This is a genomic window from Pseudomonas sp. MWU12-2037, from assembly GCF_023242345.1.
Classification (GTDB): domain Bacteria; phylum Pseudomonadota; class Gammaproteobacteria; order Pseudomonadales; family Pseudomonadaceae; genus Aquipseudomonas; species Aquipseudomonas gingeri_D.
Window position 1 is genome coordinate 1 of record NZ_JALLIZ010000024.1, and the last position, 13264, is coordinate 13264.

The window sequence follows — 13264 nt, forward strand, 5'->3', positions numbered from 1 at the left end:
CGGCTTGCTGGCGGTAGGGCCCTTCAGCCTTGCAGCGCATTCACGGACGCCATCGCCGGCAAGCCGGGCTCCCACAATTGCCTCAGGGCTTGCCGGGAATGCCGTATTTGCGCAGGCGATGGGCAATGGCCGTATGGGAGGTCTGCAGTCGACTGGCCAGTTGCCGGGTCGAGGGATACTGCACGTAGAGCTTTTCCAGCAGGGTCTTCTCGAAATCCTCGACCGCCTGTTCCAGGCTGTCGATCTCCGGGTCGCTCTGACGTGCCACCGAGGTTCCGGCAATGTCCAGGTCGCCGATATCCACCACACTGCTCTCGCAGATCGCCGCCGCGCGGAAGATCACGTTCTGCAATTGCCGCACATTGCCCGGCCAGCGGTTGTCCAGCAACGCTGGATAGGTTCCGGGGGCCAGCCGGCAGACCGGACGCTGGATCTGCGTGCAGGCCTGCTGCATGAAATAGCGTGCCAGCAACAGGATGTCCTGGCCGCGCTCGCGCAGCGGCGGGACCTCGACATTGAGCACGTTCAGCCGGTAGAACAGGTCCTCGCGAAAACTGCCTTCGCTGACCATCTTCTCCAGGTTGCGGTGGGTGGCGCTGAGAATCCGCACGTTGACCTTGACCTCGCGGTCCCCGCCGACGCGACGGAAGCTGCCGTCATTGAGAAAACGCAGCAACTTGGCTTGCAGGTATGGCGACATTTCGCCGATCTCATCGAGAAACACCGTGCCCTGGTTCGCCAGCTCCATCAGTCCCGGCTTGCCGCCGCGCTGGGCGCCGGTAAAGGCCCCGGGGGCGTAGCCGAACAGTTCGCTTTCGGCGAGGTTCTCCGGCAGGGCCGCGCAGTTCAGGGCCAGGAAGGGCGCACTGTGGCGCGCACTGATGGCATGGCAGGCCCGCGCCACCAGCTCCTTGCCGGTGCCGGTTTCGCCCTGGATCAGCAGCGGTGCGTCGAGGGCTGCGACCCGCTGGGCACGGGCCTTGAGGGTACGAATCGCCGGAGACTCGCCGAGCAGCGCGTCGAAACCTTCGGCATGGTCGTGGTGCAGAGCCGACAGACGCTCGCCGATGCGGTTCGGCTGGTACAGGGTCAGCAGTGCGCCGGCATCGGTGATCGGCGTGGCGTCGAGCAGCAGGGTCTGGCCGTTGACGGTGATTTCCCGCAGCGGCAGGCGGAAACCGTTCTCCAGCAGGGTGTCCAGGAGATTGGGGTCGGCAAAGAGTTCGGCGACGCTTTCACCCGCCGGCTCGCGACCGTACAGGGCAATCAGCGCCGGGTTGGCCAGCAGCACGTGGCCGGCGCTGTCCAGGGCCAGCACCGGGTCGGTCATGGCCGCGAGCAGGGCGTCGAGTTGCAGGTGGCGGCGCTGTCCCGGGAGGATATCCACCACCGTCACCGCCTCTACGCCACGGACGCTGAACAGCGCGTCGCGCAACTCCTCGAGCACCTGCGGGCTGAGGGTCGGGGCGTCGATATAGACGTTGGGCGGAACCATCTCCACCGCATCCAGGTTGAGATTGCGTCCACCGAGCAGGGCCAGGACTTCCTGGGTGATGCCGACGCGGTCGATGAAACTGACGTGGATACGCATGGGGCGATTCGGTGTTCCGGGCGCGAGGGCGGCAATTATGCCTTGGCGTGTGGGGTTTGGTGAAATCTACCGCGTGAACGCCCCTGTCCTGTTACTGGAACGAGCCTCTGGTCAGCTCAGATGTTCAAGCTTCATCGGATCACCTGATTTGACGTCGAGCTTGGCCCGCACATCTTCGAACATCTCGTCGTAGTATTTGTGCAGGGAAATGATGCTGGCATTTTTCGGCATGCCGTATTTCTGCGCGATATGGCTGGCGACGCGAGCAAAGTCGAAGGCCTGGTCCTTGGGCATGAAGAACGACTCGTCGAGGGACTTGCCCTCGATGGTGCCGTGCAAGGTAAAGCGCATGCCGGTGCCTTCCTTCGGGTCCTGGGCGACTTCATAGTCGAAACTCAGGTTGTAGCTGAAATCGTCCTTGTTCAGCGCATGGCGCTCGATATGCAGGTGACCGGGCGTGAACGTGGCCATGGTGTTCTCCTTCAAGGCATGGAGTAGGGCAGACCACGGGCCTGCCCGATGGTTCTCATGAATAAGTGATGCCGGGTTGTGCCGTACTGATCCGCGTACCCGCTTTACCTTGGACTATCGCCTCGATATCCGCCAGTGAACCGATCACCGCGGCCTTGCCGGTGTGCCGGGCGAACTCGCAGGCGGCCTGGACTTTCGGGCCCATGGAGCCGGCGGCGAAACCGAGTTTTTCGAGATCGTCCGGATGGGCCTGGATAATGGCCTTCTGGGACGGCTGGCCCCAGTCGACAAAAGCGGCATTGACGTCCGTGGCGATCACCAGCAGGTCGGCCTCCAGCTGTTCGGCCAGCAGCGCCGAGCACAGGTCCTTGTCGATCACCGCTTCGATGCCCTTGAGCTTGCCGTCCTCGCCGTACATTGTCGGGATGCCGCCACCGCCGGCACAGATCACGATGCTGCCCTTGTCCAGCAGCCATTTGATCGGACGGATCTCGAAGATGCGCTTGGGTTTCGGGCTGGCGACCACGCGGCGGAATTTGTCGCCGTCCGGGGCGATGCTCCAGCCTTTTTCAGCGGCCAGTCGTTCTGCTTCGGCCTTGCTGTAGACCGGGCCGATGGGCTTGCTCGGGTGCTGGAAAGCCGGGTCCTCGGGGTCGACTTCGACCTGGGTGAGCAGGGTGGCGAAGGGCACTTCGAAGTCCAGCAGGTTGCCCAGTTCCTGTTCGATGATGTAGCCGATCATGCCTTCGGTTTCCGCGCCGAGCACGTCCAGCGGGTAGGGCGAGAGCTGGGTGTAGGCGGCCGCCTGCAACGACAGCAGGCCGACCTGCGGGCCGTTGCCGTGGGCGATGACCAACTGGTTGCCGGGGTAGATCTTGGCAATCTGTTCGGTGGCGATACGGATATTGGCGCGTTGATTGTCCGCGGTCATGGGTTCACCACGACGCAGGAGGGCGTTACCGCCCAATGCTACGACGATACGCATAAGTACTGTCCTTCCAGAGGTTGCATGAGTTCCCCTGTAGGAGCGAGCTTGCTCGCGATGGAGGTCGACGATAACGCGGGGTACCAGGTGTCACAGGGCGCCCGTGCGATTATCGCGAGCAAGCTCGCTCCTACAGGGGGAGCGCCGGTCCTAGATATCCGCCAGCGCCGACACCAGGATCGCCTTGATCGTGTGCATGCGGTTTTCCGCCTGCTCGAAGGCGATATTGGCCGGCGACTCGAACACCTCCTCGGTCACTTCAACCCCATTGGCCAGGTGCGGGTAACGCGACGCGATATCCTTGCCGACCTTGGTCTCGCTGTTGTGGAACGCCGGCAGGCAGTGCATGAACTTGACCCGGGGATTGCCCGAGGCCTTCATCATTTTTGCATTGACCTGATACGGCATCAGTTGCTCGATACGCTCGTCCCAGGCTTCCACCGGCTCACCCATGGACACCCAGATATCGGTGTGGATGAAGTCCACGCCCTTGACCGCTTCCTGCGGGTCTTCGGTGATGGTGATGCGCGCGCCGCTTTCCTCGGCAAAGGCCTTGCACTGGGCGATGAAATCTTCATGGGGCCACAGCGCCTTCGGCGCGCCGATGCGCACGTCCATGCCGAGCTTGGCGCCGATCATCAGCAGCGAGTTGCCCATGTTGTAGCGGGCATCGCCGAGGTAGGCGTAGCTGATGTCATGCAGCGGCTTGTCGCTGTGCTCGCGCATGGTCAGGGTGTCGGCGATCATCTGTGTCGGGTGGAACTCGGCGGTCAGGCCGTTGAACACCGGCACGCCGGCGAACTTCGCCAGTTCTTCGACGATCTCCTGTTCGAAGCCCCGGTACTCGATGGCGTCGAACATCCGCCCCAGCACGCGGGCGGTGTCCTTCATGCTTTCCTTGTGGCCGATCTGCGACGACACCGGGTCGATATAGGTGACGTGGGCGCCCTGGTCATGGGCCGCGACTTCGAAGGCGCAACGAGTGCGGGTCGAGGTCTTCTCGAAGATCAGCGCGATGTTCTTGCCCTTGAGGTGCTGCTGCTCGGTGCCGGTGTACTTGGCGCGCTTGAGGTCGCGGGACAGGTCCAGCAGGTAGTGCAGTTCGCGATTGGTGTGGTGCATCAAGCTCAGCAGGCTGCGGTTACGCATATTAAAAGCCATTTCTTGGATCTCCTCGGGTATGGGTTATCCGCCTGCCGTGGCCCTTCGTGGGGGCAAGGGCAGGTTTTGAATATCGGTCAGTAATCGATCGGGTCACGGATGATCGGGCAGGTCATGCAGTGACCACCGCCGCGGCCACGGCCCAGTTCGCTGGCGCTGATGGTGATGACCTCCACGCCGGCCTTGCGCAGCAGGGTGTTGGTGTAGGTGTTGCGGTCGTAGCCGATCACCACGCCGGGCTCCACGGCCACCACGTTGTTACCGTCGTCCCACTGTTCGCGTTCGGCGGCGAAGCTGTTGCCGCCGGTTTCCACCACCCGCAGGGCCTTGAGGTTGAGGGCCTGGGCGACGGTGTCGAGGAAATTGGTTTCTTCACGGCGGACATCGATGCCACCGGGCTTGCTCTCGTCAGGGCGCAGGGTGAAGGCGACGATCTGGTTCACCACTTCCGGGAAGATGGTCACCAGGTCGCGGTCGCAGAAGCTGAATACGGTGTCCAGGTGCATGGCCGCGCGGGACTTCGGCAGGCCGGCAACGATCACCCGCTCCACGGCGTTGTGCTTGAACAGGTTCAGCGCCAGCTGGCCAATGGCCTGGCGCGAGGAGCGTTCGCCCATGCCGATCAGCACCACGCCGTTGCCCAGGGGCATCACGTCGCCGCCTTCGAGGGTGGCGTTGCCGTGCTCCTGGTCCGGGTCGCCGTACCAGACCTGGAAGTCGGCGTTGACGAATTCCGGGTGGAACTTGTAGATGGCGCTGGCCAACAGGGTTTCCTGGCGTCGCGCCGGCCAGTACATCGGGTTGAGGGTCACGCCGCCAAAGATCCAGCAGGTGGTGTCGCGGGTGAACTGGGTATTGGGCAGCGGCGGCAGGATAAAGCTGGAGTGGCCGAGGAAGTCGCGGAACATCTCGATGGTCTTGCCGCCGAAGCTGTTCGGCAGGTCATCGGCCGAGACGCCGCCGATCAGGAACTCGGCGATCTTGCGCGGTTCCAGGCTGCGCAGCCACGAGTCGACCTCGTGGACCAGCCCCAGGCCGACCTGGTTGGCGGTGATCTTGCGTTCGAGGATCCAGTCCAGGGCTTCCTTCTGAGCGACGATATCGGTCAGCAGGTTGTGCATTTCCAGCACGTCGATATCGCGTTCGCGCATCTTGGTGACGAAGTCGAAGTGATCGCGCTTGGCCTGGGCCACCCAGATCACATCGTCGAACAGCAGCTCATCGCAGTTGTTCGGAGTCAGCCGCTGGTGCGCCAGGCCCGGTGAGCAGACCAGCACCTTGCGCAGCTTGCCGGCTTCGGAATGAACGCCGTATTTCACTTTTTCCGTGGTCATTTGCAGATCCTCCAGAGAGCGTAACAAACAGGGTGTCAAAGGGTCAGGAAGCCGTCGTACAGGCCATAGGCAGCCACCAGGGCGCCTATGACCACCGCGGCGAAAATCAGCTTCTCGACGGGGGTGAAAATCGTTTTGCCCAGCTCGCGCTTGGCCTTGGCGAACAGAATCACGCCGGGGGCATAGAGCAGGGCGGAGAGCAGCAGGTACTTGGTGCCGCCGGCGTACAGCAGCCAGATCGCGTAGATCAGGGCGATTGCGCCGATGACCAGGTCCTTGCGGCGTTCGCCCGGGGCCTGTTCATAACTTTCGCCACGCACCGCCAGCAGCACGGCATAGGCCGCCGACCAGAGGTAGGGCACCAGGATCATCGAGGTGGCGAGGTAGATCAGCGACAGGTAGGTACTGGCGGAAAACAGCGTGATGATCAGGAAAATCTGCACCATGGCGTTGGTCAGCCAGAGGGCGTTGGCCGGTACCTGGTTGGCGTTCTCGCGGCGCAGGAACTCCGGCATGGTGTGGTCCTTGGCGGCGGCGAACATGATCTCCGCGCACAGCAGAACCCAGGACAGCAGGGCGCCGAGCAGCGAGATGATCAGGCCGACGCTGATCAGCACCGCGCCCCAGTGACCGACCACGTGCTCGAGCACGGCGGCCATGGACGGGTTCTGCAGTTTTGCCAGTTCCGGTTGGGTCATGATCCCCAGGGACAGGACGTTGACCAGCACCAGGAACAACAGCACGGTGATAAAGCCGATAACCGTGGCCTTGCCCACGTCCGAGCGTTTTTCCGCGCGGGCGGAGAAGATGCTCGCGCCCTCGATGCCGATAAACACCCAGACGGTGACCAGCATCATATTGCGCACCTGGTTCATGACACTGCCCAGGCTGGGGTTCTTAAGGCCCCAGATGTCGGCGGTGAAGATATCCAGCTTGAAGGCGAACAGCGCGATCAGCACGAACAGCAGCAGCGGCACGACCTTGGCCACGGTGGTGACCAGGTTGATGAAGGCTGCTTCCTTGATACCGCGCAGTACCAGCCAGTGCACGGCCCACAACAGCACCGAGGCCCCGACGACGGCGGCCACGGTATTACCCTCGCCAAACACCGGGAAGAAGTAACCCAGGGTGCTGAACAGCAGGACGAAGTAGCCGACGTTGCCCAGCCAGGCACTGATCCAGTAACCCCAGGCGGACGAGAAACCCATGTAGTCGCCGAAACCGGCCTTGGCGTAGGCGTAGACCCCACCGTCCAGGTTCGGTTTGCGATTGGCCAGGGTCTGGAACACGAAGGCCAGGGTCAACATGCCCACGGCGGTAATCGCCCAGCCAATCAATACCGCGCCGACATCGGCGCTGGCAGCCATGTTTTGCGGCAGCGAAAAGATACCGCCGCCAATCATTGAACCCACCACCAGAGCGACCAGCGCACCTAATCGCAGTTTTCCGGGTGATTCAGACATTGCATGACTCCAATCCATGGGAATTGAGGCGATAGGGTAGGCCAGGGGCAAAAACGAAAAATGATATAGATCAGATCATTGGCACATTCCGTTGTTTATGAACGACTTTTGGGGCCGCGCGGACACGCGGGCCTGCGTCTTAAGACACCTGTCCTAGAGCGGTCGAATGAGCGTTGAAAAGAATATTTCGTATTGCTGTGGAGGCTTAAACTAGACAAACCTGTGGATTGTGCAAATTTCGGACAGCGTTTTTTTAAACGCGTTCGATTTATTGGAAATAGTCCACAGAATCATCGAGTCGAACGGGTTTCATGGGCGCTATCGGTCTTGAACGACTACCTTTGTCATCCCTATCGAATAAACGTAGTGGCACATTGGATAATTAATCGAGTGAGCATTTGTTTCTTTGTTAAATATTGAAACAATTAAGTAATCAAGATGACGCATATATCAGGGACGACCTGAGAACTGCGCTTCGGCGTGGTGATGGGGTCTACGAGGGAGGAGCATTGATGCTGAATCCCCGGGGGATCCTTGAGGTGGCTGATGATCCAGAGGGCCTCTTCGCGGGCAAGCCACGCTCCTACAGTTTTGCGTGAAAACGAAATGTCATGTACGACACCAAACTGTAGGAGCGTGGCTTGCCCGCGAAAGCGGTTTCGAACTCACCACCACTGCGGCGGATGAGCCCCCAGCTTCGTAGCGGCAAAGGCCCACTGCAACGGCACCGCCCCGACCTTCAGCGGCGACAGCAAACGTTGCGCCGGGCCCCAGGACGTCTGTTCCAGCAGCGGGTTCCAGTCCTGCGCCCCTGCGGGCAACAGCGCTTCGGTCCCATTGACCGCCCCCTGTTCCACCAGCAACTTCGCCGTACGGGCCAGTGACAAACGCGCCGACCCTCCCAGCCCGCTGTGCAACCGTTCGGTCAGCGCGCGGATCGCCGCGGCCGCCATCAGGTAGCCGGTGGCATGGTCCAGCGCTTGCACCGGCAGTGGGACGGGCTTGTCCGCCTGTTTCCACAACATGCCGGCCTGGGCGATACCACTGCTCATCTGCACCAGGCTGTCGAAGCCCCGGCGATTGTGCCACGGGCCGCTCCAGCCGTAGGCGTTCAGGCTCACATCAATCAGCCCGGGGGCCAGGCGCTGGCGACGCCGGGCATCGTAGCCGAGCCCGTCCAGTGCATCGGCACGATAGCCGTGCAGAAGGATGTCGGCCCCGCCGAGCAAGCCTTCGAAGACCTCGCGATCAGCCGCGTCATGCAGGTTCAGGCGGGCGCAGTGCTTGCCCAGGGTCACGTCCGGGGTCAGGGCCGGCTCGTCCCAGCTCGGCGGATCGATGCGCAACACCTCGGCGCCCAGCCCTGCCAGCAGGCGGCTGGCCACGGGGCCGGCGAGTACGCGGGTCAGGTCGAGGACCTTGATGCCTGCCAATGGCCGTACCTGCGAGCCGAGCCAGGTACGTGAACCATGGCTGTCGTGGGTGGCGCGTTGGACCAGAGGCTCGGCATTGACCGCAAGCCCTTGGGGATGTTCCTTCCAGGCGGCCCACGAGCGCATTTGCGCGGCGCAGCCACCGGCCTCGACCACCGCCAGCTCCAGGTCGGCGGCGGCCCATTGGGCAACTTTTTCGGCCATGGCGCTGCGATCCGTCGCCAGTCCCAGGACGCGCTCGGCGGCGCGGCGATGATGCGGGGCGTTGGTGTGCAGGCGGATCCAGCCGTCGGCGCTGGCGTAGTCGCCGGCAATCGGGTCCCAGGGCGGCGGGATTTCCCAGCCTGCGGGTTGTACCGCCGTGCCGAACCAGAGTGAAGCCAGGCGCCGGTCAACTTCGACGGCGGGGCGCTGGCCGCTCTGTTGCAGCAGCAGTTCGGCGACGGCCTGGCCGGCGGCGGCGAGAGTAGCGCCAGCCAGTTCGGTAACGGCAAAAGCCGAGGGTAGAACGCCGCTGCCGGTGAACAGTGGCGGCGAGAGGGGCAGGTCGAGTGCGGCTTGAATGGACGTCAATAGATCGGTCATCGAAGGCTCTCCGTGAGAAGGGCCATTGCACCTGAAATACGGGCGATTGTCGATGTCGGGTGTGGCCTCCAGACCGTCAATATATTCTTGATCCTGGCCCTGCTATTCCGATCCATGCGGTCCCTGTAGGCGCCGGCTTGCTGGCGATCCGAGCGACGCGGATTAACAGGAAACCGCGTCGCTGCCATCGCCAGCAAGCCGGCTCCTACAAGTCGGTGTTTGCCGAAAAATGCCCTCCCGCAGGAACTGATGGGGGCTCAGGACGCGTCAGGCAGAGCCTGCCGCTCCGGACGCGACCAGATCCACAGGTTGCCCAGGCTCATCCCGGCGATGGCCAGGTAGATCGGCCAGCCGTGTTCGAGCATCACCAGCATCAGCGTGGCGCAGAGCAGCATGCTCACGGTGGCACTGACCTTGGCCTTGCGGGTGATGATCTTGCCGTTGCGCCAGTTGCTCAGGATCGGGCCGAACAGCCGGTGGTTTTCCAGCCAGGCACTCAGACGCGGCGAACTTTTAGTGGCGGCCCAGGCGGCCAGCAGGATGAACTCGGTGGTCGGCAGGCCGGGAATGACAATGGCGACCAGGCCGATGCCCAGGCTGACATAGGCGAGCAGGCCGAAGAGCACGCGGGCGAGTTTGGAGGAGGAGGGTTTTGGCTGGGTCATGGTGTCAATTGTGCGGCGATGGAGTGAACGGCTCAAGCCCCGGATCCTGTGGTTGCCTGTGCAAAGGGGTGTACGCAAGATTAGGGCGCTACGCGTAACGTGTAGGAGCGAGCTTGCTCGCGATGGTCTGAAGAGCGCTGCGGTGCTCCAGTTATCCTGCGTCATCGTTGACGTCCATCGCGAGCAAGCTCGCTCCTACTCAGGCCAGCTCCGGCGCTGTGGCGTAAGCCTGTTCCAGCAACAGGGTAAAGCGCACGAACGCATCAATCGCGCCTTTCTCCGCAGCGGCTTCTTCTTCGGCGCTCAGCTCCAGCCCGTCGAGGGTCCGGGTAAAGCTTTTCCAGCCCTCGGCGCGACCGCCGACCGGTTCGCCCAGGTGGCGGGCACCGAAGGTTTCGCTGAGGCCCAGGCCAACGGCGCGCTTGATCAGGAACGCGGCGCCGAGCTTGGAACCCTCGGAAACGAAGAGCCAGCCCAGGGCTTCGGCCTTGCTCGGGTTCTTCACCGCACCGGCCAACGGCGCAGGTACTTCGGTGTCCAGGTCCGCCAGATCGGCCTTGGCCGCTTCCGCGCGGCAACGTTCGGCCAGGTCCGGGACGATGGCGATCAGTTCCGGATCGTTGTACAGCGACACCAGCTCCGACTGGAACAGGTACTGGGCCACCACGAAACGGGCGAAATTCGCCTGGGTTTCGAACGGCGCATGGGCTTTGACCAACTGGTCGAGCCTGGCATGGGGTTCATGGGTGATCTGGTTCAGGCGTTGCGAGCGCAGGCTCGGGGTGTTGTGCGGGGTGGTCATGAGCATGTCCTTGAGAATGAGAGGCACTGTCTGACGAGACGAATCAGAAGACGCGCGACAGTAAAAAAACTCACCCGGGCCCTGCAATATTCGGCCGGGTGAGGTGCGGTCCGGTCAGATATCCCAGACCAGGTTGACCGAGAAGTTGCGTCCCGGGGCGGTCAGGCGCTCGAGGTTGGCCGGGTTCAGCACACCGGCTTCGCCGACGCTGTCGTAGCCGCGTACGTCATCCCAGTTCCAGTACTTCTTGTCGGCCAGGTTGTAGAGACCGGCATTGACGGTGATGTCATGGCTGACCTTGTAATACCCGGTCAGGTCCAGCAGGCCGTAGCCCGGGGTCTTGAACTGCTCGCCCTTGCCGTCCGGCGAGAAGAAGTTGCTGCTGTCGACCAGGTTCTTGCGTTGTACCAGGGTCCAGCTCAGCAAGCCGCCGTAGTTGTCCTGGTCGTAGCCCAGGCCCATGACGGCGGTGAGTGGGTTGACACTGTTGAGCGGTTGCCCGGTGTCGTTGTTGCGGCCGTAGGCATAGGCCACGGAACCCTTGCTATAGAGACCCTGCGGCGCACCGAAGGCGTCCACGTTGAGGCGACCCTTGAGTTCGGCACCCTTGATGGTGGCGTGCCGGATGTTGTTGGTCTGGAAGGTCAGCTCGCTGTAACCGGGGGCAATGGCGTCTTCGTTGATGAAGTCGCGGTACTGGTTGTAGAACACCGCCAGGTCAAACGAGCCGGCGTCGAACTTGCCGCGCAGGCCGGTCTCGTAGCTCTTGCTCTTTTCCGGTTGCAGGTTCGGGTTCGGTGCGACCTGATAGCCGGTGCTCAGGTTCTGGAAGCGACCGTACAAGGCCTTGGCCGACGGGGTGCGGAAACCTTCGGCGTACTGGCCGTACCAGGTGTACTGGTCGCTCAGGGCGTAGGTCAGGCCGAACTTGGGCGAGACGCGATGCCAGGTCTTGTTGGAGCCGTCGACGGCGCCGCCGCCCGCTGCGGCGATAGTGTTGAGGAACTCCTGGGTGATATGCGGCTTGAGCTGGGTGTAGTCATAGCGCAGGCCCGGCAGGAAGGTCCATTGGTTCCAACTGATCTGGTCCTGGGCGAACAGGCTGTAGCTGTCGATGGTCGGGTCGGGGAAGTCGCTGGACTTGACCAGGCGGTCGGACGGGCTGTCGGCGCCCACGGCGGTACAGCCCCGGCCCACGGCCAGGCAGACCCCGGAACCGCTACGGGAACCGGTGACCTCCTGTTGCTTGAGGGTGGTGCCGTAGGTCAGCAGGTGATCGGTCGCACCGATAGTGAAGGCCTTGTCGGCCTGGGCATCGAAGACCCACTGCTTCTCTTCGTAGACCGTATCGCGGCTGCGCAGGACATTACGGGTGAACGGGAAGTAGTTTTCCAGGGTGCTCTGGTCGGTCTTCGCGATCTGGTAGTTCAGGCTCAACTTGACATGATCGGCCACGGCGCTGTCCAGGCCGAAGCTGTTCTCGATGCCGAAACGTTCACGACTGATGGTGTCGTTGCCGGTGCGCGAGCGGTACATGCCCAGCGGCTGGCCGACGTTGAACGGGCCGCCGACGGCGCTGCGTTCGTTGGTATCGACTGAGTCCTTGTAGCGCTCATAGGTCAGGCCCAGGCGCGAGGTGTCGTTGTAGTTCCAGCCGAGCTTGGCCAACACGTTGGTGGCCCGGGCTTTCTCCGGGTTCGCGGCGGTGCGGTTCAGGCCATTGCCGCCGGTATCGCCATAGGACTCGGTCTCACGTCCGTTACGCTGGCTCAGGTGCAGCAAGCCGTCGAAGTCGCCGCTGCGTCCGGCGACGGTGCCGGAGGTCAGCCAGCTGTTATCGGCCGAGCTGTAGCCGCTTTTCAGGCGGGCGCCGACGTCCTGGCCGGGCTTGATGATGTCCTCCGGGTCGAGGGTGTAGTAGCTCACGGCGCCGCCGATGGCGTTGCTGCCGTAGAGCACCGAGGCCGGGCCGCGGAGGATCTCCACGCGCTTGATGATTTCCGGGTCGACGTAATTGCGCTGGGTGTTGGCGTAGGGACCGTTGAAGAAACTGTCGGGAATTTCGACGCCGTCGACCTGGGTCAGGATCCGGTCGCCGTCGATGCCGCGAATGTTGTAGTTGCTGATGCCGCCGCCACGCTGGCCGGCACCGCCGACCGAGACACCGGGTTCGTCACGGACCAGTTGCTTGAGGGTGTTGACGTTCTGGCGGTCGAGTTGCTGGCGGTCCTTCACCGTCACGGTGTTGGGCACCGAGTTGACGTCCTGCTCCTGGCGGGTGGCGCTGATGGTCACCTGTTCCAGGTTCAGGGTGCTGCCGCTGGCGCGTTTTTCCAGGACGATGCTGTTGTCGCCGACTTTGCGGTAGCTCAGGTTGGTGCCGACCAGCAGGCGCTCGAGGGCTTTTTCCGGCGGCAGCGCACCGCGTACGCCCGGCGAGGCCACGCCCTGGCCGAGTTCGGCGGGCAAGCCGACCTGCCAGCCGGTGATCGAGGTGAAGGCGTTGAGCGCCGAGACCAGGGGTTGTTGCGCGATCGAGAAACTGTAGTTGCCCAGGCTCCTGGCCGGTTGTTCGGCGCTACTGGCGGCCAGCACTGGCGTTGCTTGTACGCCGGCCAGCAGGACGGCGGCGGTCAGCAAGGACAAAGTGCATTGTTGCAGGCCGCCGGCGCGGGCCTTGGAGGTGAAACGAGTGGGCATCGATAGCGCTCCCGGGTGGACGAATCGTTATAGGTGTTGCGTGATTCAAAGTGAGAATCAATCGCATTGGCTAT

10 protein-coding genes are annotated in these 13264 nt (G+C 62.8%); all 10 read right to left on the reverse strand.

The window, feature by feature from the left end; translation table 11 throughout:
- Positions 1-82: 82 nt before the first annotated feature.
- The gene (locus M5B42_RS28635) at positions 83-1591 is read right to left on the reverse strand and encodes a sigma-54-dependent transcriptional regulator (protein ID WP_152741311.1); all 1509 of its coding nucleotides are present in this window, start codon (positions 1589-1591) and stop codon (positions 83-85) included.
- Positions 1592-1702: 111 nt separating this feature from the next.
- On the reverse strand, positions 1703-2062 hold the full coding sequence (locus tag M5B42_RS28640; protein WP_103494217.1) for a DUF5064 family protein: 360 nt from the start codon (positions 2060-2062) through the stop codon (positions 1703-1705).
- A 55-nt stretch (positions 2063-2117) separates the two neighbouring features.
- Positions 2118-3047: a carbamate kinase gene (gene arcC / locus M5B42_RS28645; protein WP_248747715.1), complete on the reverse strand. Its 930-nt coding sequence runs from the start codon at positions 3045-3047 to the stop codon at positions 2118-2120.
- 150 nt (positions 3048-3197) lie between these two features.
- Positions 3198-4208 (reverse strand): ornithine carbamoyltransferase, encoded by a 1011-nt coding sequence (locus M5B42_RS28650; protein WP_103494215.1) that lies wholly within the window; start codon positions 4206-4208, stop codon positions 3198-3200.
- A gap of 77 nt (positions 4209-4285) precedes the next feature.
- Entirely contained in the window at positions 4286-5542 is a 1257-nt protein-coding gene (gene arcA, locus M5B42_RS28655) for an arginine deiminase (RefSeq protein ID WP_103494214.1), read from the reverse strand.
- A 35-nt stretch (positions 5543-5577) separates the two neighbouring features.
- Positions 5578-7005: an arginine-ornithine antiporter gene (arcD, locus tag M5B42_RS28660; RefSeq protein ID WP_248747716.1), complete on the reverse strand. Its 1428-nt coding sequence runs from the start codon at positions 7003-7005 to the stop codon at positions 5578-5580.
- 665 nt (positions 7006-7670) lie between these two features.
- A complete protein-coding gene (locus M5B42_RS28665) occupies positions 7671-9023 on the reverse strand; it encodes a CoA transferase (protein WP_248747717.1) in 1353 nt (450 codons plus the stop codon).
- 257 nt (positions 9024-9280) lie between these two features.
- A complete protein-coding gene (locus M5B42_RS28670; RefSeq protein WP_248747760.1) occupies positions 9281-9688 on the reverse strand; it encodes a YbaN family protein in 408 nt (135 codons plus the stop codon).
- A 199-nt stretch (positions 9689-9887) separates the two neighbouring features.
- Complete coding sequence (locus M5B42_RS28675) at positions 9888-10490, reverse strand: biliverdin-producing heme oxygenase (RefSeq protein ID WP_248747718.1); 603 nt, start codon at positions 10488-10490, stop codon at positions 9888-9890.
- A gap of 114 nt (positions 10491-10604) precedes the next feature.
- A complete protein-coding gene (locus tag M5B42_RS28680) occupies positions 10605-13190 on the reverse strand; it encodes a TonB-dependent receptor (RefSeq protein ID WP_248747719.1) in 2586 nt (861 codons plus the stop codon).
- Positions 13191-13264 lie beyond the last annotated feature (74 nt).

Coding starts and splice junctions, on each gene's coding strand:
- M5B42_RS28635 (WP_152741311.1), bottom strand. CDS start 1,591: ATGCGTATCCACGTCAGTTTCATCGACCGCGTCGGCATCACCCAGGAA.
- M5B42_RS28640 (WP_103494217.1), bottom strand. CDS start 2,062: ATGGCCACGTTCACGCCCGGTCACCTGCATATCGAGCGCCATGCGCTG.
- arcC (WP_248747715.1), bottom strand. CDS start 3,047: ATGCGTATCGTCGTAGCATTGGGCGGTAACGCCCTCCTGCGTCGTGGT.
- M5B42_RS28650 (WP_103494215.1), bottom strand. CDS start 4,208: ATGGCTTTTAATATGCGTAACCGCAGCCTGCTGAGCTTGATGCACCAC.
- arcA (WP_103494214.1), bottom strand. CDS start 5,542: ATGACCACGGAAAAAGTGAAATACGGCGTTCATTCCGAAGCCGGCAAG.
- arcD (WP_248747716.1), bottom strand. CDS start 7,005: ATGTCTGAATCACCCGGAAAACTGCGATTAGGTGCGCTGGTCGCTCTG.
- M5B42_RS28665 (WP_248747717.1), bottom strand. CDS start 9,023: ATGACCGATCTATTGACGTCCATTCAAGCCGCACTCGACCTGCCCCTC.
- M5B42_RS28670 (WP_248747760.1), bottom strand. CDS start 9,688: ATGACCCAGCCAAAACCCTCCTCCTCCAAACTCGCCCGCGTGCTCTTC.
- M5B42_RS28675 (WP_248747718.1), bottom strand. CDS start 10,490: ATGACCACCCCGCACAACACCCCGAGCCTGCGCTCGCAACGCCTGAAC.
- M5B42_RS28680 (WP_248747719.1), bottom strand. CDS start 13,190: ATGCCCACTCGTTTCACCTCCAAGGCCCGCGCCGGCGGCCTGCAACAA.